Source organism: Paraburkholderia sp. SIMBA_053 (assembly GCF_046534895.1).
Lineage (GTDB): Bacteria > Pseudomonadota > Gammaproteobacteria > Burkholderiales > Burkholderiaceae > Paraburkholderia > Paraburkholderia caledonica.
On record NZ_JAWRXU010000015.1, the window covers coordinates 30,461 to 49,201 of the forward strand.

Genomic DNA, 18,741 nt, shown 5'->3' on the forward strand with positions numbered 1-18,741 from the left:
GATGTCGGTATCGCCAAGCGGCGCCTTCAAGGCTGCTCGCTGAAAACAGAGCCCCGGTGCCACGGGCGCTCGATTCTCAAAGTCGACGGAATTTTCCACTTTCCGTGGCAGCAATTTTTCACTTGCCTGGCACAGTTTTCACTTTCTGTGTCACCCGACAAATGAGAGCAAGCCGACCAGCCCAGGAAACGTCGTGAGCGCGGCCTAGTAAGACAGTGACCAGCCGTCGAAAAGAACGTCCATATCGATAAGCGACGTGCTCAAGATGTGCACATCGCCCCTTACTGACGTCAGCACATCGGCGACCAGGCTTCAGGCAGACAAATCGTCGAGGTAGCCTTTTCGATCTGCTGTGGGCCGCCGTCAGGAGGCCACAGCCCCGCGGAATAGTGCTGTGCCCGAAGGCTCATACGCTCTTCCAGGCTTGAGAATCCCCAGATGTGTGCGATGCGAGGCGGCCCATGGAGCGCGTACATGTTTGCGACAAGATGCGATGTGTAAGCTTTGGCCGGTGCAATGGTTTTCTCCCAGGCGGCGATGGTCGGCGCGACTCCACCAGGTTTCAACCAATACCGTCGAAGTTCGTAGAACTTGCCGAACGTTGCTGGTTGGACCTCGGGCAAAAAAGGAAACAGCGCGTAGCTTTCCATGTCTAGCCGGATGTGCGAGGCCGTTACATGAAACGGCTGTGTGGCCATATAAGCGCGCTCACGTTCGCCCTGCAGTTCGTGCATAGTCTCGAACTTGCGCAAGACAACGATTTGCGCCAGCTCGCCAATTTCCGTTCGCCACGAACCAAGGAGGGTGCCAGCCGCGTCCCGGTCCGACACCCAGCGGCGGGCACCGTCAGATACGATATCCTGCTCCAGGAGAGCGCACGAAAGGGTCGTCAGTTCATACAGCATTCAAATGCTCCTTTACCGGTTCTGAATCGCAGTCGTTCGTTCCGTTCGTTGGAAGGATGAGCTTTGCTGTTACCCAGCGAGCGCTTTCCGACCGCGCCAACTGCCGATGGTAGCGTTTCATTTCTTTTTCTGTGGAAGGACCGACGGCGGTTCTTCGGACTGAAACGAAGTAGGTGCCCGGAGTGGAAACTCATTCGATCGGCGAGCGCATCTGGCCCGACTCACCGATGGGCAGTTAAGCCGTAAGCCAATCGGACCTGGACCACCCGACCAGGGGCGCTTCACTGAATGTGTCGGACTGCGCGGGCCCGTGATCCGAAAGTTAGCCAATGTTCTCAAGAGCAGCGATGTGGTATTCACCGACCTAACCGCTGGTGCGATTCGCTCCGCCCACTTCCTTGATGAAGGCAACCAGGAGTTCGCTGAGGCGTGCCGGCTGCTCCTGCTGGATCCAGTGGCCGGCGCCGTCGATCAGCTCGATGCTCTCCATTCTCGTTGCCGCCTTCGTCCTCATGAGATCGAGGGAGCCCGGCGCCGAATACGTGCCCCAATCGCTCTTGCCGCCAATGAACAGCGAAGGGACATCGATAGTCTTGCCCGAGAACAGGCGCAACTCGGCGTTCAGCGCGAGGTCGGACAAGACGCGATAAGCCTGCAGGGCGCCCTGGAACCCGGTGCGGCGATACTCCTCCGTGTACACGCCAAGCTCCGGCTCGGTGAGCCATTTGCACGCCGTGACCTCTGCGCCGGAAGGGAGGAAGGGCGCGACGGTCTGCGGCATCGTCTTGCCGAGGTCCATGACGTAATAGGTGGGCATCTGTGCAAGTTCTGCGGCGGTGAGCGCCTTCAACGGATGCGGCTTGTTCCCCGGCCAGTCGGCGCTCTTGACATAGAAAAATGCACGAAGAAACGCGTGTAAGCCCTGAGGGGGGTGCCACATGTCGTAGTTCGCCTCCCGTGAGCTCAGGTATTGCTGGTAATACATTCTCGGCGGGTCGAGCGCCGCCAGCGCGGCCGCGAGCTTTTGATTGCCCGTGTTCGGTTGAACCGGCAATCCCCCGCTTTCCCCAATGTTGAATGGAAACGTTGGCGGACCGGGGAAAGGTGCGCTCATCAGGACTACCGATGGAAAGACGTCGGGTCGGGCTAGTGCACAGTAGGCGGCCACCGGCGAGCCGAGGTCGTGCCCGAGAAGTATTGCCGTACGCCGATATCCCAATGCCAGAACCAATGCGAGCGCATCGCGCGTCATGTTCAGGAGGCTGAAGGGCGCGAGCGGGGCGTCATAGTCATTCACCCAACCGGTGGTGCGACCAAACCCTCGCTGGTCGGGCGCTACGACGTGGTAGCCCGCGTCAGCCAGAATCGGGATCAGGTGTCGCCAACCGTAAGCAAGATCGGGAAAACCGTGCAGAAGCAGTGCGAGCGGCCGGGCAGGGCTTTCGTAACCGGCCTCGAGAATATGGACATCGAGGCCGTTCACCCCGCGGATCATGCGCGAGCGGACGCCCTTGGGAAGCGTTTCCCCGCCATAGGTTGATGTGGACAAGTCGATTGCTCCTGTGGGGTTTGCCCAGGCGGCAGGTCGGATCAAAGCCGCAGCGAGGCCGACCGCGCCCGTCGCCAGGAAGGTTCGCCGGGACGCCGATGGCTTGATCGGATAAGGGGGCATTGGTGAGGTCCGGTATATGGTGATCACCATAGTATGGCGATCACCATAGATTCGTCAAGCAAGACGTGATACCTTTCCGGCATGACACGGAAGACAGACGCGCGCGCTCGCGCTATTGCCACGGCCGAACGGCTGTTTCGTATCCAGGGCTACACTGCGACCGGATTGATACAGATCCTGAAGGAAAGCGGTGCACCCAAGGGATCGTTTTACTTTCACTTCCCACGCGGCAAGGCACAACTCGCCGAAGAAGCAATCGATAACTACATCTCGAACCGGATGAGCGTACTGAGGGTCATCTCGGCGAACACGTCCGGTAATGCTCTGGATTTCGTTCAACAGCTCTTCGCCACATTCGCGGCAGAAATGGTCGCCACCGATTTTCAGTATGGATGCCTCATGCAGAATCTTGCGAACGAGCTACCCGCGCTCGATGCTGAACTGACCAGGCGGGTAGCGCGCGGGTTTGCTGACTCGACGCAACTTATTGCGGAGCATTTCCTGGGGTGCGGTTTCGATTCTGCACGTGCTTCTTCGACCGCCGCCGCACTGGTAGCCGCACTCGAGGGCGCCCGCACGATCGCCCGTCTCGAGCGCTCGCCTGCTGTATTCCAGGCGCTCGCAGAGGTCAGCGTCCAGAGGTGGGCGACCCCGGGCGGGCGATCTGTCCATTGTTCCCGCCCGGACGATTCGCCTTCACGCGTATGAGCGCGGCTAGCGCCCATACTGGTGAGGAGCGTACTTCATCATCCATTTGAAGGCTGCGCTGAAGGATTTCCAATTCGTACCCGAGGGAGGGGCCGATTTCAGCGACCGAGTTGGCTGGCGCAGGGAGCGCACGCTTTATCGCTGTCGAACGGAAGCCGCGAACCGCTTCGGTGAAATTCCGACAACTCGGGTGAAAGCGGTGCTGAATGCGCTTGGCGATTGAAATCCGATAGACAGCCCGATTTCACCAATACCTCTCGTACCGAGTCGCAGTGCGTCCTTTGCCAGCGCCATACGCCAATGCTGCAGGTATTCGACGGGCGCCATCCCGACGGTCGTACGAAAACGAACGGCAAATGCGGAACGTGAGACGGTGCAAAGCCGAGCCAGGTCAGCTACGGTCCAGTCCTTCTGCACGTCGCGGTGGACGGCTGAGAGCGCACGCGCCACTATCGGGTCTTTTAGACCCGCGATCAGCCCCGCGTGCTGCGGCTGCGCAGAAAGTCGGGCACCGCGCAGAATTTCCACCAGGATCAATTCCATTAGACGTGCGACGACGAATTCGCTGCCAGGCCCTAGGTGGGAGGACTCTGCCTCGTTCATGCTCATCAGGGCGCGAATGCGCGGCGAGGACGTGTCGTTTCCCGGGATGTGAACCAGCGAAGGGAGCAAGCCCGTCAACAGGGTCTCGTTTGCCGTATCGAACAGAAATCGGCCACCGCGAAGGGTGACCGGCGACTTCCCGCCGCTGCCGACTCGCAGTGTCGTCTTTTTCGTCCGGGCGACTGCCGCCTCGCTGTCGATCGGTTCAATCGAGAGGTCCGAGCTGAGCACGAAGGGTGCATCAGTACGAACGAGAACAAAGTCGTTGGCGCGCAAACGCAAGGGTGGCACGCTCGGACGAACCAGCTGGCACTCTCCGCGTGACAGCCAGCAGAACAGGAGATCGTCCCGCTTCCGAAACGATACCGCCCATGCTCCACGCCCCTCGATGCCGCCCCACAGGGTGGCACGCGGTCGAAGCAGGCCGATCAGATCGAGGAAAGGATCCATATTTGGACGAGAGATAAAGTTTTTCGCATATTTAGCTATCGACCGTACTTATACCGCAGTCTACGATGACTGGGCAATCAGCGAGTCCGACCGTATCGGACCTGTTCATCGACACTCTCCGTGGATCCAAGTCATGCTGAAAGAAAAACGTATCGTCGTTCTCGGCGGGTCTCGCGGCATTGGCTTCGCCGTGGCCGAGCAGGCCGCGCTCGAAGGAGCCAGTATCGTCATCGTCGCCAGTCAGCCCAAAAGCGTCGCCGATGCGGTGGATCGACTCCCGAAAGGGTCCGCTACAGGCAGGGCCGTGGATTTGAAATCGGCGAATGCCACGAGACAGCTCTTCGCAGAACTGGGTGAGTTCGACCACCTGGCCTATACCGCGGGCGAGCCGCTTCCGTTCGGTCCACGCGTCGTGGACACCGACCTGGTGGCCGCTCGCGAATTCTTCGAGTTGCGTTATTGGGGTGTGCTCGCTGCGGTGCAGGCGGCAAGTCCCCATATGCGACGCGGCGGCTCGATCGTCTTGACTGGCGGGACTTCGGCACGGCGCCCGCCAGCGGGCTTTGCCTTTGCGGCAAGCATTTGCGGGGCTATCGAGTCGCTGACGCGGGCCCTCGCCATCGAACTCGCTCCCATCCGGGTCAACGCCGTCGTGCCCGGAATGGTCGCCACCGATCTCTGGTCCGGAATTCCGACCGAGACGCGCGAACACATTTTCCGCGAAACTGCTGCGAAGCTGCCCGTGGAGAGAGTTGGCATACCTAACGATCTCGCTGAGGCCTACTTGTCGTTCATGCGAGGGGGCTACACGACTGGTCAAGCTGTGGTCGTGGATGGCGGTGGAACCCTCGTGTAGTCGTTCCGCAAACGTGAGCTACGTCGGGTAAATGAAATGGGTCGTGCGCCACGCGGCGTCCAGGATATCTGCCGTGCGTAGGGTGACTTGTCTGCGTTGGGGGCATTTTCCTATCGATCCACTCTCGCAACACGCGGGACATAAACCGCATGACGCGCGACAATCCCGCGAAACCTGTCACATTCGAGGCTCGGCCTTCCAGATGCTGACGCTTTCACATATGAGGCGGAGAGGAGCGGCGTGACTGAACGAACTGGATCGCTCTGGAGATGATGGTATTGAGGAATACAGGGAGGTCCTCTCCTGGAAACCCGACCGAGTTAGATTGCCGCGTTGACCTCCCAAGGGAGGCCCGTGGCAAACAGCTCGGTGATCCACTGAATGAAGGCATCAGTTCGTGCGGGCGTGAACTGTCGAGACGGTCGAACCAGAAAAATTCCTTCGTCTGCGTCGAAACGCCATTGCGGCAAGACACGGACCAACGTGCCCGCCGCGAAGTCGCGCGCCATTGACCAGTCACCGAAGCCGACGATACCGATACCCTGGCGCGCCGCCTCCAACAGGGCACCAATATCGTTTGAACGATAATTTCCCGCAGGCAGGATCGTCTCGCGCAGGTTGCCTTTGCGCAGCCGCCATTCGGGCGTCGAGACCGGCCCGGTGTATCGCAACAGGTTGTGGTGGGTCAATGCCGCTGGCGAGTCGGGAACCCCGTGGCGTTCGAGATAATCCGGCGAAGCACCGAGAACGATCCGGTGCTCGCCAAGCCTGCGGGCAACCAGTCGGCTATCGCCGAGCGTACCAAGACGCAAGGCGGCATCGAAGCCTTCGCCGACGAGATCGACATAGCGCTCGGCATAGTCAACCTCGATTTCGAGGCCCGGATATTGCCGTGCGAAAGCCGGTAGCACTGGCGCAAGCCATTGCCGTCCCATTGCCGCGGGAAAAGCGAGGCGCAGGCGGCCCCGTAACTCGATGCCGCCGGCCGCCGCTTCCTGTTCGGCCTCGAAAATGGCGTCGGTCGCAGCCTGCAGGCGTTCGGCAAGCCGTGCGCCAGCTTCCGTCAGGCGAACGCTTCGCGTCGTTCTTTCAAGAAGGCGTACGCCAAGGCGTTGCTCCAGTGTATTGATGCGCCTGGAAATGATTGTCGAATGGCGTTGTAGCGCCGCGGCAGCCGCGACGAACGAGCCTTCCCGTGCAACAGCGAGTAACGCGGCGAGTTCGTCGGCTCGACCCTGATCCAGATTCATGATGTTAGCGTAAGAACGAATCGTATTGCTGCAACCGATGATTGCTGCATGACGTGCAGCATTGTGCTGCATCCAGCCAGATTTTTCTTATCTTGTGGCAAGGCCATCATTTAGCGGGTTCATTTGCCGCTGGACCTTGCGCCGCCGATGCGGCGCTTCCTCGTGCAGCACCGTTGGTTTCCAACTCAATCCTTTCGATCTCACTCAATTGGAAGAAGACAAGATGATGACCGTGAATGAACGGCTCGCATGGCGCTATGCGACCAAGAAATATGACACGACGAAGACCGTGCCTGCCGAAACGCTCGAACGCATCGTTGAGGCAGTACGACTGGCGCCGACGTCCAGCGGACTTCAGCCATTCGAGTTGTTTGTTGTGAGCAATTCTGAAGTTCGCGCCAAAATCCGCGCCGCGGCCTGGGATCAATCGCAGGTCACCGACTGCTCGCACCTGCTGGTGTTCGCGGCGTGGGACGACATCACCGCCGAGCGCGTCAACATGATGTTCGACCTCACCAATGATGTCCGCGGTTTCAGGAACGAAGGCTGGGAAAGCTATCGTCAGAAACTGCTGGGCATCGTCGCTGAGAGAGGAACGGAGGCCAACCATCAAGCCGCCGCACAGCAGGCCTACATCGGTTTGGGCATCGCGTTGGTTGCAGCAGCTTTCGAGAAAGTGGACGCCACGCCAATGGAGGGATTCGACCCGGCAGCAGTCGATGAAATCCTCGGTCTGAATTCCAGGCAGCTGCGTAGCGTCGTGATCATGGCGTTGGGTTATCGAGCTGCCGAGGGCGATTGGCTGGTGAGCCTGAAGAAAGTCCGGCGTAGCCGTGAAGACTTCGTCACTGAAGTCATTTGATCTTTGCGCCGTAAAAGTCCCGGGCCCTAGCGTTGCCGTCCGGTGGATTGGCGCATTCCCGTGGCCCAACGTTGGGCCGAACCCGTGCAATGGGACATGCGCCTGTCGCCGGAAATGTCGCTAACGCTCGCCCGGAGCATGGGCTGCAATTATCACGCAGCTCGATCATCAAAATCGCGGCGCGTCTTCTACCGCGTGAAGATTGTTGGTGGGCCAAACCAGACTCCGCAAAACGCGGCACTCAACGCGATGCCCAGATTCGATGCAGTACGGTCGCCAAGTGGGGCGAATAATATCATTCCGATCGCGACGCCGATCTGGGTTGCCATGGCGGGCGGCAAGATCATCGCGGCATCCCCGGTTGCGTCGTCACGATGAACTTCCAGTCCGCCAGCGCCGCGATGCGGTGCGGCTCGGCTTGCGTGGCATAAGCCGGGTTTTCCAGAATTCGGCGCAGCACCGCAAAGCTCGCATAACGAACGATCACAATGTCATCCCACGCTTCGCCGTCGGTTCCCACAAGCACGCCACGGACATTGCCCACCCAGAAGAGCCCATAGTCCTCACCTTGCGCGACTGCGTTGAAGGCGGGAGCGTAACGTTTGAAATAAGCCTCGCGACCCGAGCAGGGGGGCAGCGAGCTTCCGGCTTCATAGGCCGCCTCGCCGCGATAGCGGACAAGGTTGACCATGTAGACCGGGCCAGCGTCGCCGAGCCCTTCACCAGCGGCCTGCAGCGCCGCAGGAGTGCATTCAATCACCGACATGTTTCTCTTTCTCCTATTTTCTGGGCTGAGCCGCACTCTGGTACCGGCGGGCGCGCTGGGCTCGTCACCTGACATTGCCTCTTGCATATTAATACGTCCAACTGTATTTTTATGCAATGGCCAGACCTTCACTTCGCGAGAAAATCATCGAATCCGGCGTCCAGACGCTGCACGAGCGGGGTTACGCCGGGGCCGGCATCCGCGAGATCACCGCTGATGCCGGCGTCCCTCAAGGTTGCTTCACCAACCACTTCCGGTCGAAAGAAGCCTTCGCGGTCACGGTCCTCGACCGGTATCAGCAGCGGACCAGGGCTATCATGGACGCGACGCTCCGCGACGAAAGCAGGCCAGCCGTCGAGCGACTGCGCGCCTACTTCGACGCGATCGCCGAGTGGCTCGAGGCGGCCGGCTGGCGATATGGCTGCCTGGTCGGCAACATGAGTCTGGAGGTCGCCGATCAGAGCGAGTTGCTTCGCAGTCATCTGGTCGATGTCTGCAGCGCGCTCACGTCATCTTTCGCGGAAGTCGTTCGCGCAGGGCAGATGGCGGGCGAGATCCGCAGCGACCTTGATGCCGCCGACATGGCTGTCTTCATCCTTGCCTCCTGGCAGGGCGCCATGATGCGGATGAAGGTCGATCGTTCGCCAGGACCGATTGAGCAGTTCAGGCGCGTCCTGTTCGCAACCGTACTCCCGTCATAAAGATGCGCCTCCAGGATCACTCGGGTCTTGAGGTCCGTCTTCCTAACTACTCACCCTGATGGGAAGCGGCCAGCGAGGCTCCAGGAACTGACCTTTCCCCCGCTGGGATCAGACCAAGGCCCGCAAGGAGCCATTCCCGCTCTTCATGCGTGAGCACTTGATGCGCCAGCAATTGAACGAACGGGTAATTCGCGCGATCACGTTTGGTCCACTGCTCGAGGATTGTGCTAAGCCGTGTCGCTGCCGGTGATCAATGTGGTGAGCACCCATGTCCAGCTGTCGAATTGGACGGCGATCCGGGTTTGGCCGTTGTGGCGTCGTTAAAGTCGTTTCCGCAAAACGAGGACGCGCCTCACATCAGTTGGACATGGGTGTGAAGCACTGCTGCCGGCTTCCGGGTGATCCCCTTGGCCGGTTCGAGCGCGAACATTACGCGGGCCCCGACCCCAGCAGCCGTTGAGGGAACCGGAAGCTCCTTCGCAGAGCTTGCAACGGCTGCTGAATGCGGTGTGGTGCCGACGGGCGAGGGCAGTCCGCAGCCTCGTCAACGGGCAAACGCTAGTCGTTTGAAGGTATCTCGCGGAGCAACAGACGGGTTCCCACTTCTACGATGGAAGTAATGGCGGGCAGCAGTTCTCGCCCAAGCCCCGTCAGCCCGTACTCCACCGACGGTGGTGAGGTCGCCATCACCTTGCGTTTGAGCACGCCTCGCGCTTCCAGGTCACGCAATCTGCTGGTCAGCACTTTCGCGGTAAGGGTCTCGTTGTCACGAAGGAGTTCCGAAAATCGGCGAGGCCCGTTGCTCAGGCACCAGATGATTTCGGGGGTCCAGAGACCGCCGAGCAAGGCCATGCATTTCGACATCGGGCAGCCCGGCAGTGGCGTAACCCTCTTGCGGCTCTTCAGGCTCATCGTTGCTTTCTCACAGCGGTTTCCAGTTGGTTATCTGGTTTCTGTCCGGTTACTCGAAAATGATGGTAACCCATGGATAGGAGCTTTCCAACGGAAACTGACGAACCTAAACTACGAACCTCTTCTACTGATCACGAACGAGGACTAGCTATGTATGCAGTAACGGGCGCATCGGGGCAGCTTGGGCGACTTGTGATTGACGCGTTACTGGAAAAAGTTCCGGCTGATCGCATCGTCGCGGCGGTCAGGAACCCGGCAAAAGCGCAGGACCTTGTGAAGCGTGGCATCGTCGTGCGCGAGGCAGACTACAAACGACCAGAGACGCTCGCGGCCGCTTTTGCGGGCGTCGATAAGCTCTTGCTCATCTCTTCGACCGAGGTTACGGGTCGGCTGCCGTTGCATCGCGCAGTGATCGAGGCGGCCCAGCGGGCTGGTGTCTCGCTACTGGCCTATACGAGCATGCTGCACGCCGACACGTCTCCGGCCCGGCTCGCGATCGAGCATCGACAGACGGAGGAAGCCATTGCAGCCTCTGGTCTTCCCGCAGTCATTCTTCGCAATGGCTGGTACACCGAGAACCACCTGGCCGCGCTCCCGGCAGCTCTCGAGCACGGTGCCTTTGTCGGAGCCGCGAAGGAGGGGCGTTTCTCTTCCGCCGCCCGGAAGGACTATGCGGTTGCCGCCGCTGTTGCGCTCACGACCGACGGTCTCGCAGGGAGAACTTACGAGTTGGCGGCCGACCGCGCCTTTACGCTTGCGCAACTGGCGGCTGAAGTGTCGCGCCAGTCGGGAAAAGCGATCGTCTACAACGACCTTGCGCCGGACGCATATGCGAATGTACTGACTGGCATCGGGCTTCCTGCTGACCTTGCCGCGCTGCTGGCCGATGCCGATGTCGCTGCCTCGCATGGCGCGCTGTTCGACGACGCAAGCGCGCTGGCGCGGCTGATCGGCCGCTCCACAACTCCGTGGGAGAGCATGGTCGAAGCCGCATTGCGTGCGTGAGGCCGGAGGTGCGCTCAACAGATGTCACGTGATCGGGCGGCCGCACGCTACGGTTGAGACATGATCGGCAGGCCGTCTCACCGTCCCTCAGCCGGGAGCAGCGCATCCGCGCCGGCGGGAATACGCCACGGGCTCGCCGGATCGTTGACGGCGCGCCACACCGCTTCGGTTACGTCGCGCGCATAGGTGACCGGTCCGGGCTGATTCAGTCCCGCCATGAAGCCCTGCACGAGCCCGGCGTACGCCGGGTGATCGAGACCGTGCATGTAGGCACGTCCGTTTTCGGCGAAGCGCGTATCGGGTGCCCGCCCTGGTAGGACGAGATGCGCGCGCGCCGAACGCGCCGAGTTCGGGCGCCATTGATTCTGTGAACGCGTTGACCGCCGCCTTGCTCGCCGAATACGGGGCGATCAGCGGGATCGCCTGCAACGTTACGCTCGACGTGATGTTCACGACCACGCCGGTCTTTCGCTGTCTGAACTGTGGCAGGAACGCCTGCGTCACAGCCATCGTGCCGAACGTGTTGGTCTCGAAGACGTCGCGTATCGTCGGCATCGGCGTGACCTCGAAAGGCGCTGCGGCGCCGATGCCCGCGTTTGTTGACGAGCGCGTCGATCGGTCCCGCAGCGTCCACCGCTTGCCGGATACTTTCCGGGTCGGTCACGTCGAGCGTTAGCTGACATCTTCCTGGGGCGTGCGCATCGTTGCCAGGACCTTCCAGTCGCGCTCGAGGAAGTGCCTGGCGATCTCGAGGCCGAAGCCGGACAAGCATCCGGTGATCAGAACGGTTTTCATTGGGACTCACGGGAGTGGTTGACAACGATAGGACGATAGACCAGCGCATCCGGACTTTCTATAATCGCTCACCCGGATTTTATTAGTGTGAGTCCTGACATGATCGATCCGCTCGCGGACGTCGTTACGTTGCTGCAGCCTGGCGCCCGCCATTCGAAGCTTGTCGTCGGGGCGGGGCCATGGCATATCAGGCGTTCGGACGCAGGGCAGCCCTTTTATTGTGTCGTTCTCGAAGGAGCGTGCCGGATCGCTGTTGACGGAGGCCGGGCGATCGAACTGCGCTCGGGCGACTTCATTCTCGTCCCCGACGCGCACGGTGTCTCGCTGTCCAGTATCGTGCCGGTGCCCGCGCGGCACTCCCGAGGCGCGGCCGCTTGCATTGGGCGCCAGCGAATTCCGGATCGGCGATCAGTCAGGGCCGCCCGATCTAAGCATGCTCGCGGGGCATTGCAGCTTCAGCTCGCCTGACGCGGACCTGCTGGTGTCGTTGCTTCCGCATGTTGTCCATGTGCGGGGCGAACCGCAACTCGCCACCCTCGTTCAGTTGATCAGAAATGAGTTTCGCGACCGCCGTCCGGCACGCGAAGTGATCCTTGCCCATCTCGTCGAAGTGCTGTTCATCGATGCGCTGCGCTCCACGGCCGGGACGTCGGCATCGCCCGGCCTTGTGCGGGGGTTGGCCGACGAGCGCCTTGCCGTGACACTACGCCGTATGCATGAAAGCCCCGCCAGGGCGTGGACGGTCGCCGAACTGGCCAACGAGGCCGCACTCTCGCGCTCGGTGTTTTTCGAGCGCTTCAACCGTGCAGTGGGACTTGCGCCGATGGCCTATCTGCTGAACTGGCGTATGGCGCTGGCCAAAAACATGCTCAGCCGGACCAACCACGGGATCGCTGAGATTGCCGAGCGCGTAGGCTATGGATCGGCGAGTGCATTCAGCGTCGCATTCACCCGTCATGTCGGGCTGCCGCCGGCACGCTTTGCGCGCGAACAGACGCGTGCGGAGCAGTAACGGCGCCGTTCGTCTGCTCGATATGGATGGTTGATCGTCCGTCGGTCAGCTTTCCGCGCAATCAACGCAAAAACCGTCGACGCGCATCGCTCTCGCCTGACGGGAAGATAAATGCGGCTTGCGTCAGCCCCCCTTCGCACGCATCGTCGACCGGACGTGAGCAGGTTCGTAGTTAGAGCGAATGTCGTATTGCGTCGGCTTTAGCCGCTGTCGGCTTGTCGGCGACCATACTGTCGCGGGGCGCACTTCATGATCCGTTTGAAAGCTGCGCTGAAAGACTTTTCCGAGTCATACCCGAGCGCTAGGCCGATTTCAGCAATCGAGTCGCGTGAGTGCGTCAGCCTCGCAGCGGCGAGGTTCATACGCCAGCGCGTCAGATAGTCCATCGGCGAGAGCCCGACGAGCTTCTTGAACCGAAGGGCGAAACTCGTGCGCGACATGGCAGCCTGCTCCGCCAGCGTCTGTAGGGTCCATTTTGCGCCGGGCGTCTCGTGCATGGCGTTAATCACCGCGCGCATCCGTTTATCCGCGAGCGCGTAAAGCCAGCCGACGGCTTCGTTACGCCTGCCTGCGAACTGCAGCCGCAATGCCTGGACAAGAACAAGGGTAGCCAGCTGCTGCGCGACAATGCCACCACCCGGCTGGGGCTCGCGCAATTCCTCTCTCATGCGATCGATACACCATCGCAGCGTTGACGCGCCCGGTTCCTCCCGAATGTGGATGACCGCAGGGAGCACGTTTAAAAGCAGATCGGCCTGACCGTCGGCCAGCGTGAAATATCCGCCCACGCTGAGGAATTCGCCGCCACCGTTGTGCGTCACGATACGGCCGTCCCTGACCTGCGGGACGAGTGATCCGAACGGGACCGGCTCTGCCGCAAGATTGCTCGCGATGCAAAAGGACTTGCCTCGCGCGAGCAGAAAGCATTCGCCTTCGGTGACCTCAAGGGGCTCGGGTTCGCCGCCAACGCTGAGCCAGCACCGGCCCCGCAGTACCGCATGAAACTTGATTCCGTCGAATGGCCCGAATTGCACGGCCCAGTCGCCGGCCGCATCGAAGCCGCCGGAAACGTAGCTTTGCAGTTTCAGGAGGGACAACACATCCGATAGTGTATCCATGACGAAGTTCGAACGATTGAATACCAGAAACGAACTCTAAGGCATGGATCGTTCCGGTTCAACGCCCTATGCTGTACCAATAACTGAACGGGAGAAGTGCGATGAGAATATTCGTGACTGGGGCGACCGGCTGGGTGGGCTCCGCGGTTGTGAGTGAATTGCTTGGGGCAGGGCATCAGGTCACGGGCCTGGTCCGGTCAGTAGAGCGGGCGGCCGATCTGGATACGGCCGGCGTGCGGACGCTCGTGGGGTCGCTCGAAGATACCAGGCGCCTGCAAGAAGGCGCTTCCGAAGCCGATGCAGTGATACATACCGCGTTCAATCACGACTGGTCCCGCTTTGCCGAGAACAGCGTCGTAGAACGGCGGGCGATCGAAGCGATCGGTGCGGTGCTCGAAGGATCGGACCGCCCCTTCCTCGTTACCTCCGGCGTGGTCTTGTTGGCCCCGGGTCGAATCGCGACGGAGCAAGACGTCGCGCCATCGGTTTCAGAGCGATTCCCCCGGGCGTCGGAGGCGGCCGTGAAGGAATTGTCCGCGCGGGGCGTACACGCCACCACGATACGCCTCGCGCCATCGGTTCACGGTCTGGGCGACCACGGTTTTGTGCCGCGTCTCGCGGCCATTGCGCGGGAGAAGGGCGTGTCGGCCTATGTGGGCGATGGGCTCAACCGCTGGCCCGCCGTTCATCGGCTCGACGCGGCCCGTGTCTACCGCCTGGCTCTCGAGAACGTGACAGCGGGGCCGTTCCATGCAATCGGCGAAATGGGCGTGGCGCTCAGGGATATCGCCGCGGCGATAGGCCGTAGCCTGGGCCTGCCGCTAGTTTCCCTTTCTGCGGAAGAAGCCGCCAAGCATTTCGGATGGTTCGCACCCTTCGTGGCGATCGACGCCCCTGCGGACAGCCGTCACACGCAAGCGATACTGGGCTGGTCGCCGCAGCACCAGTGCCTCCTCGCGGATCTTGCCGATCCCGGTTACTTCCGCGTCGAACCGGCCGGCTCGTCCCATTGAAGCGGGACCGGGAGAGACAACCATGCGGATCTTCATCACTGGCGCGACGGGCTTTATCGGTTCCGCGGTCGTTCGCGAACTCATCGCGGCGGGCCACGCGGTGACAGGCCTCGTGCGTTCGGCGCATGCCGTCGCCCCGCTCGAGGCAGTGGGGGCGAGGGCATGTCGCGGAACGATCGAGGATACCGACATCTTGCGCCAGGCGGCTGCGCTCGCCGACGGTGTGATCCATGCCGCCTTCTTCCACGCGCTCGCGCATGCCAGCCTGGGCATTCGCGCACGGATACTTTTCGGCGGCCCGCCGGCCCGTATCGTCGAACGCTTCGCGGCCGCGGCGGTCGCTGTGGATCAGCGCGCCATCGAGACGTTCGGCGAGGCACTCGGGGCACGAAAGGCCTCGCTGGTCATCGCCTTTCCGACCATGGCGATGGCAGCAGGGCGGCACGCGCTGGAGACCGACGATGCCGATCGCGCAGCCGTCGGCGGTGCAAGGGTGCGTTCCGAGCAGGCCGCAGTTGACCTTGTGCGGGCCGGCGTGAACGCCTCCATCGTTCGTCTGCCGCCCACGGTACATGATGAAACGAAGCTCGGGCTCGTTACGCGGTTGATCGAGATTGCACGGAAAAAGCGGATGTCCGCCTGTCCCGGTGATGGGTTCAACCGATGGGCCGCCGTTCACAGGCTGGACGCATCGCGGCTGTTTCGGCTTGCGCTCGAAAACGGCGAGCCCGGGGACCGCTATCACGGCGCGGCCGAGGAGGGCATGCCGTTCCGCGATATCGCCAACGCGATTGGACGCTATCTCGACGTCCCTGTGGTGCCTTTGCCCTCTAAAGACTGTGCAAGGCATTTCGGCTGGCTTGCGCCATTTGTCGCTGCGGACAATCCCGTTTCCAGTCGGATGACACAGGAGCGCTTGGGTTGGACGCCACAGCATCCGTCATTGATGAACGACCTTGCGGCCGCCTTGCGCGATCGGGGCCGCTAAAAGCCAACTTCGCCCAGCGGCGGGTACCGAGCCGGGATGAGGCGGCGCAATTGCCACACCAACAAATCAGGAGTTCTTATCATGCATTCCAGGCGAATTGTGCTGTGGGTCACTGGCTTGCTCATCGCGTTTGCCCAGCCTTGTCTGGCCGAGCAGGTCGATAGCGGCGTTCCCGGCATGATTTTCGACCATGACGTACCGGTCACGATGACCGATGGCGTACAGTTGCGCGTCAACATCTATCGTCCCGAAAAGTCCGGCCGATATCCGGTGCTCATGTTGATGGGGCCCTACGGCAAGGATACGAGCATGGCGGATGCGCCAGCCTATAAGACATCGTGGGGCAAGCTGATCGCGAAATATCCGGACCTCTGCAGGAAATCCTCGTGCCGCTACATCCGGTTCGAGGCGCCCGATCCCGAGCGGTGGGTGGCCGACGGTTACATCGTCATCCTCGCCGACGTTCGCGGAGCCGGCGCATCCCCGGGCGTGCTCGACCCCTTCTCATCGCGGGCGACTGAAGACTACGCCGCGCTGATTACCTGGGCGGCCCGGCAGGCCTGGAGTTCGGGGAAGGTTGGTCTGCTCGGCACTTCTTTCCAGGCGATCAATCAGTATCAGGTGGCCGCGTTACAGCCAGAAGGGCTTGCCGCGATACTGCCTTGGGAAGGCGCGTTCGATCAGTATCGGGAGATCGCATACTATGGTGGCATTCTGAACGTTGCATGGGAGTTCTGGTGGACCCATCAGGTGGTCCCCAATCAGAATGGCAATGCGCAAACGCCCCTGGTCGATTCGATCAATGGTGGCACGGATACCGGGGCGCCTCTTGCCCCGGACGTCTTGAAGCAAAACCGCGTCGATCCCGTTGAAGCCTTTGCGCAGCACCCGTTCGACGACACCTATTATCGGCAGCGCACGCCCGACGCCAGCCAGATCAAGGTCCCGCTGCTCGACGTTGCGAACTGGACGGACTGGAGTACCGCCGGCTATCGCTTCGCCGCCAGCAAGGACAAATGGCTGCGGATTCAGACCGGCGACCATCTGACGCCTTTCTATTCGGACGAGGCGCTCGCGCTGCAAAAGCGCTTCTTCGATCATTTCCTGAAGGGCGTGGACAATGGCTGGGAGAAAGAGCCGCGCGTTGCGGTGCAGATCCGGCGACCCAACGGAACAGTCTGGAGGAATGCTGCCGCCTGGCCGCTACCGGGCACACGTTGGCAACGCTACTATCTCGATGCGGCGAACGCTTTGATGGCGCCGGGCCTGGAGCATCTGGCGTCCGCCCAGAAATCGTACGCCGGACTTGGCGATGGGCTCACTTTCACGACGAAGCCCTTCAGCAAGGAGACGGAATTCACCGGCCCGATGGGCGTGAGGTTGTGGGTCGGTTCGTCGACGGCGGATATGGATATCTTCGCGGCCCTCAGGCTGATTGATCCGCAGGGAAGGGACGTTACCTTTATCGGCAACAGCGATCCGAACGTGCCACTGGATCTCGGATATTTGCGCGTGTCGCACCGCGCTGTCGACCGAACGAAATCGACCCTCTACCAGCCTTTCCACCCTCATGTCGCTTCTGAGCCGATGACGCCCGGGCGGCTCTATCCCGTCGACGTCGAATTTACCGAGCCGACTAGCATCGTCATTCCAAGGGGCTATCGACTTGCCTTAACGATCCAGGGCAAGGATTTCGGATACGGACCGGATGCGAACATTGTGCACGCTAACGATTACCCCCTTCCCGACGCCCACAACTCAGGGCTCTTTTTCGCCGCTCATCCGAACCGGGACGCAAAGCTGTATGGCGGAACGAACACGGTCGCGACCGGCAGGGACCATGCGTCGTACCTCATGCTGCCGCGCATTCCGCGTTGATGATGACGCTGCTGTCGTATGTGACCGTCGCCCTGACACTCCTCGCGGGCCTCTCTCTCGTGATTTTCGCGGCGGTCACAGGCGTGCCGACACTTTCGTCGAGGGGCGTCGAAGCCTCCGACGTCATTGCACTGCTCAAACAGGCAAACGTCGCCCGGTCTGCCGTGATCATCGATCTGGGAAGCGGGTGGGGCGGACTGGTGGTGGCAATCGCACGCGCGTTTCCCGAAGCCACGGTCGAAGGGGTCGAGATATCGCCATTTCCGTACCTGATTTCACGCCTGAGAGCGTCTGGATTGTCGAACGTCACGCTCAGGTGGGGCAACTTCCATCGCAGTAATCTTCGCAGCGCCCACGCGATCGTTTGCTATCTGATGCCGTCGGTTATGCCGGCGGTAACCAATCTGCTCGACAGGAACCTGAAGCCGGGCACTGTCGTGGTCTCCAATACATTCCTGTTCCGGGGACGCACGGCCTCCGCGGTTCGTCGAGCAAGCCGGCGCGGCCTCGTCGCGCTATATTTCTGGCCGGCCCTCCACTGGCTAGCCGACGACTACGAATAGGTGACGACGCCTCGTCGCAGCACCGATGTCCGCATCCGCTCAGGCGGGCCATCCGATCTTCTGAGCTTGACGAAGCGAGCCTCGCACGACCATGCGATGGAACGGCGCGATCAACGCGATATAGGCGCGGCCGAGCAGGCGGTTGTAGAAGACGAGCGTTGTCACGATTACACGGCTGGGGTGTTCATCGGAGGGCGGCTGCACTAGTACCGACACGCGGAAATTCAGATGCGTGTCGTCCTCCCCGAGCACGATCTCATTCGGATATCGCCCGAATACGCGGAAAATGTTTAGCCTGTCGCCGCCTGCGGCCGAGAGGTCCGCGGCGCGCTTTAGACCAAGCGGTAGTACCAGCAGGTCGCGCAATTTCAGCAGCGCCGCAATCCATTCGGGCTGATGGTCGAAGATGTGCCGGGCGATACATTCCGCGTCGTGGGACGCGGCCTCCGGCAGATCGACCGAAAATGCGTCAGCAAAATCGGCTCTGCGGTAGCAGGACGTCAGTTGTGAGGATGCCGGCAAGCCGGCCTGTTCGATCTCCGCGGCTGTGTGCATATCCGATCACCGAAATGAAGTTGAGCCAGGTCCATGCGGTCGGAGCAGCGCGTCCCCGCTATCGACTGCCCGCCAGATGCAATCAATATAAACGGGGGACGTTCCCTCGCACTCAAAAATGTGCGAGGG

19 protein-coding genes and 2 pseudogenes are annotated in these 18,741 nt (G+C 61.3%); 11 read left to right on the forward strand and 10 right to left on the reverse strand.

Annotated elements, in window-relative coordinates; all coding sequences use genetic code 11:
* Positions 1 to 290: 290 nt before the first annotated feature.
* Positions 291 to 905 (reverse strand): NIPSNAP family protein, encoded by a 615-nt coding sequence (locus SB753_RS29435; protein WP_410803283.1) that lies wholly within the window; start codon positions 903 to 905, stop codon positions 291 to 293.
* 364 nt (positions 906 to 1,269) lie between these two features.
* Positions 1,270 to 2,400 (reverse strand): alpha/beta fold hydrolase, encoded by a 1,131-nt coding sequence (locus SB753_RS29440; RefSeq protein WP_410803453.1) that lies wholly within the window; start codon positions 2,398 to 2,400, stop codon positions 1,270 to 1,272.
* Positions 2,401 to 2,658: 258 nt separating this feature from the next.
* On the opposite strand from SB753_RS29440, the gene SB753_RS29445 reads away from it, so the two are divergent.
* On the forward strand, positions 2,659 to 3,285 hold the full coding sequence (locus SB753_RS29445; RefSeq protein ID WP_410803285.1) for a TetR/AcrR family transcriptional regulator: 627 nt from the start codon (positions 2,659 to 2,661) through the stop codon (positions 3,283 to 3,285).
* 135 nt (positions 3,286 to 3,420) lie between these two features.
* Here the strand turns inward: SB753_RS29445 and SB753_RS29450 are convergent, their stop codons facing one another.
* On the reverse strand, positions 3,421 to 4,338 hold the full coding sequence (locus SB753_RS29450; protein ID WP_410803287.1) for an AraC family transcriptional regulator: 918 nt from the start codon (positions 4,336 to 4,338) through the stop codon (positions 3,421 to 3,423).
* A gap of 133 nt (positions 4,339 to 4,471) precedes the next feature.
* On the opposite strand from SB753_RS29450, the gene SB753_RS29455 reads away from it, so the two are divergent.
* Entirely contained in the window at positions 4,472 to 5,194 is a 723-nt protein-coding gene (locus SB753_RS29455; RefSeq protein ID WP_410803289.1) for an SDR family oxidoreductase, read from the forward strand.
* Between the two features lie 320 nt (positions 5,195 to 5,514).
* On the opposite strand, the gene SB753_RS29460 is transcribed toward SB753_RS29455, so the two are convergent.
* Positions 5,515 to 6,444 carry a LysR family transcriptional regulator gene (locus tag SB753_RS29460; protein WP_410803291.1) on the reverse strand — a complete coding sequence of 310 codons (930 nt, stop codon included), beginning with the start codon at positions 6,442 to 6,444 and terminating at the stop codon, positions 5,515 to 5,517.
* A gap of 223 nt (positions 6,445 to 6,667) precedes the next feature.
* On the opposite strand from SB753_RS29460, the gene SB753_RS29465 reads away from it, so the two are divergent.
* Positions 6,668 to 7,306: an NAD(P)H-dependent oxidoreductase gene (locus SB753_RS29465; protein ID WP_410803293.1), complete on the forward strand. Its 639-nt coding sequence runs from the start codon at positions 6,668 to 6,670 to the stop codon at positions 7,304 to 7,306.
* Positions 7,307 to 7,649: 343 nt separating this feature from the next.
* On the opposite strand, the gene SB753_RS29470 is transcribed toward SB753_RS29465, so the two are convergent.
* A complete protein-coding gene (locus SB753_RS29470) occupies positions 7,650 to 8,072 on the reverse strand; it encodes a hypothetical protein (protein ID WP_410803295.1) in 423 nt (140 codons plus the stop codon).
* Between the two features lie 116 nt (positions 8,073 to 8,188).
* On the opposite strand from SB753_RS29470, the gene SB753_RS29475 reads away from it, so the two are divergent.
* A complete protein-coding gene (locus tag SB753_RS29475) occupies positions 8,189 to 8,773 on the forward strand; it encodes a TetR family transcriptional regulator C-terminal domain-containing protein (RefSeq protein ID WP_410803297.1) in 585 nt (194 codons plus the stop codon).
* A 558-nt stretch (positions 8,774 to 9,331) separates the two neighbouring features.
* Here SB753_RS29475 and SB753_RS29480 read toward each other — a convergent pair.
* A complete protein-coding gene (locus SB753_RS29480) occupies positions 9,332 to 9,685 on the reverse strand; it encodes a winged helix-turn-helix transcriptional regulator (protein WP_410803299.1) in 354 nt (117 codons plus the stop codon).
* Positions 9,686 to 9,835: 150 nt separating this feature from the next.
* On the opposite strand from SB753_RS29480, the gene SB753_RS29485 reads away from it, so the two are divergent.
* Positions 9,836 to 10,690 carry an SDR family oxidoreductase gene (locus SB753_RS29485; RefSeq protein ID WP_410803301.1) on the forward strand — a complete coding sequence of 285 codons (855 nt, stop codon included), beginning with the start codon at positions 9,836 to 9,838 and terminating at the stop codon, positions 10,688 to 10,690.
* Between the two features lie 77 nt (positions 10,691 to 10,767).
* Here the strand turns inward: SB753_RS29485 and SB753_RS29490 are convergent, their stop codons facing one another.
* Positions 10,768 to 10,956, reverse strand: a complete 189-nt coding sequence (locus SB753_RS29490) for a hypothetical protein (RefSeq protein ID WP_410803468.1) — start codon at positions 10,954 to 10,956, stop codon at positions 10,768 to 10,770.
* Positions 10,957 to 11,074: 118 nt separating this feature from the next.
* Positions 11,075 to 11,485: pseudogene (locus tag SB753_RS29495) on the reverse strand (SDR family NAD(P)-dependent oxidoreductase); the annotation flags it as partial.
* A gap of 99 nt (positions 11,486 to 11,584) precedes the next feature.
* On the opposite strand from SB753_RS29495, the pseudogene SB753_RS29500 reads away from it, so the two are divergent.
* Positions 11,585 to 12,065: pseudogene (locus tag SB753_RS29500) on the forward strand (cupin domain-containing protein); the annotation flags it as partial.
* A 132-nt stretch (positions 12,066 to 12,197) separates the two neighbouring features.
* The gene (locus SB753_RS29505; protein ID WP_410803455.1) at positions 12,198 to 12,497 is read left to right on the forward strand and encodes a helix-turn-helix transcriptional regulator; all 300 of its coding nucleotides are present in this window, start codon (positions 12,198 to 12,200) and stop codon (positions 12,495 to 12,497) included.
* A gap of 200 nt (positions 12,498 to 12,697) precedes the next feature.
* Here the strand turns inward: SB753_RS29505 and SB753_RS29510 are convergent, their stop codons facing one another.
* Entirely contained in the window at positions 12,698 to 13,615 is a 918-nt protein-coding gene (locus SB753_RS29510; RefSeq protein ID WP_410803303.1) for an AraC family transcriptional regulator, read from the reverse strand.
* Positions 13,616 to 13,716: 101 nt separating this feature from the next.
* Between SB753_RS29510 and SB753_RS29515 the strand changes: the two genes are divergently transcribed.
* The 4 genes from SB753_RS29515 (at position 13,717) to SB753_RS29530 (ending at position 18,057) form a co-directional block, all read left to right on the forward strand.
* A complete protein-coding gene (locus SB753_RS29515) occupies positions 13,717 to 14,628 on the forward strand; it encodes an SDR family oxidoreductase (protein WP_410803305.1) in 912 nt (303 codons plus the stop codon).
* 22 nt (positions 14,629 to 14,650) lie between these two features.
* On the forward strand, positions 14,651 to 15,616 hold the full coding sequence (locus tag SB753_RS29520; protein ID WP_410803307.1) for an SDR family oxidoreductase: 966 nt from the start codon (positions 14,651 to 14,653) through the stop codon (positions 15,614 to 15,616).
* An 81-nt stretch (positions 15,617 to 15,697) separates the two neighbouring features.
* Positions 15,698 to 17,494, forward strand: coding sequence for a CocE/NonD family hydrolase (locus tag SB753_RS29525; RefSeq protein ID WP_410803309.1), 1,797 nt, complete (start codon positions 15,698 to 15,700; stop codon positions 17,492 to 17,494).
* Positions 17,494 to 18,057: a hypothetical protein gene (locus SB753_RS29530; protein WP_410803310.1), complete on the forward strand. Its 564-nt coding sequence runs from the start codon at positions 17,494 to 17,496 to the stop codon at positions 18,055 to 18,057. Before SB753_RS29525 ends, SB753_RS29530 begins: the two co-directional genes overlap by 1 nt.
* 39 nt (positions 18,058 to 18,096) lie before the next feature.
* Here SB753_RS29530 and SB753_RS29535 read toward each other — a convergent pair whose 3' ends face one another.
* Positions 18,097 to 18,612 carry a DUF2867 domain-containing protein gene (locus tag SB753_RS29535; protein ID WP_410803312.1) on the reverse strand — a complete coding sequence of 172 codons (516 nt, stop codon included), beginning with the start codon at positions 18,610 to 18,612 and terminating at the stop codon, positions 18,097 to 18,099.
* Between the last annotated feature and the right edge of the window lie 129 nt (positions 18,613 to 18,741).

Excerpts from the sequence above, each read along its gene's own strand:
- SB753_RS29435 (WP_410803283.1), bottom strand. The coding sequence starts at position 905 with ATGCTGTATGAACTGACGACCCTTTCGTGCGCTCTCCTGGAGCAGGAT.
- SB753_RS29440 (WP_410803453.1), bottom strand. The coding sequence starts at position 2,400 with ATGATCCGCGGGGTGAACGGCCTCGATGTCCATATTCTCGAGGCCGGT.
- SB753_RS29445 (WP_410803285.1), top strand. The coding sequence starts at position 2,659 with ATGACACGGAAGACAGACGCGCGCGCTCGCGCTATTGCCACGGCCGAA.
- SB753_RS29450 (WP_410803287.1), bottom strand. The coding sequence starts at position 4,338 with ATGGATCCTTTCCTCGATCTGATCGGCCTGCTTCGACCGCGTGCCACC.
- SB753_RS29455 (WP_410803289.1), top strand. The coding sequence starts at position 4,472 with ATGCTGAAAGAAAAACGTATCGTCGTTCTCGGCGGGTCTCGCGGCATT.
- SB753_RS29460 (WP_410803291.1), bottom strand. The coding sequence starts at position 6,444 with ATGAATCTGGATCAGGGTCGAGCCGACGAACTCGCCGCGTTACTCGCT.
- SB753_RS29465 (WP_410803293.1), top strand. The coding sequence starts at position 6,668 with ATGATGACCGTGAATGAACGGCTCGCATGGCGCTATGCGACCAAGAAA.
- SB753_RS29470 (WP_410803295.1), bottom strand. The coding sequence starts at position 8,072 with ATGTCGGTGATTGAATGCACTCCTGCGGCGCTGCAGGCCGCTGGTGAA.
- SB753_RS29475 (WP_410803297.1), top strand. The coding sequence starts at position 8,189 with ATGGCCAGACCTTCACTTCGCGAGAAAATCATCGAATCCGGCGTCCAG.
- SB753_RS29480 (WP_410803299.1), bottom strand. The coding sequence starts at position 9,685 with ATGAGCCTGAAGAGCCGCAAGAGGGTTACGCCACTGCCGGGCTGCCCG.
- SB753_RS29485 (WP_410803301.1), top strand. The coding sequence starts at position 9,836 with ATGTATGCAGTAACGGGCGCATCGGGGCAGCTTGGGCGACTTGTGATT.
- SB753_RS29490 (WP_410803468.1), bottom strand. The coding sequence starts at position 10,956 with ATGCACGGTCTCGATCACCCGGCGTACGCCGGGCTCGTGCAGGGCTTC.
- SB753_RS29505 (WP_410803455.1), top strand. The coding sequence starts at position 12,198 with ATGCATGAAAGCCCCGCCAGGGCGTGGACGGTCGCCGAACTGGCCAAC.
- SB753_RS29510 (WP_410803303.1), bottom strand. The coding sequence starts at position 13,615 with ATGGATACACTATCGGATGTGTTGTCCCTCCTGAAACTGCAAAGCTAC.
- SB753_RS29515 (WP_410803305.1), top strand. The coding sequence starts at position 13,717 with ATGAGAATATTCGTGACTGGGGCGACCGGCTGGGTGGGCTCCGCGGTT.
- SB753_RS29520 (WP_410803307.1), top strand. The coding sequence starts at position 14,651 with ATGCGGATCTTCATCACTGGCGCGACGGGCTTTATCGGTTCCGCGGTC.
- SB753_RS29525 (WP_410803309.1), top strand. The coding sequence starts at position 15,698 with ATGCATTCCAGGCGAATTGTGCTGTGGGTCACTGGCTTGCTCATCGCG.
- SB753_RS29530 (WP_410803310.1), top strand. The coding sequence starts at position 17,494 with ATGATGACGCTGCTGTCGTATGTGACCGTCGCCCTGACACTCCTCGCG.
- SB753_RS29535 (WP_410803312.1), bottom strand. The coding sequence starts at position 18,612 with ATGCACACAGCCGCGGAGATCGAACAGGCCGGCTTGCCGGCATCCTCA.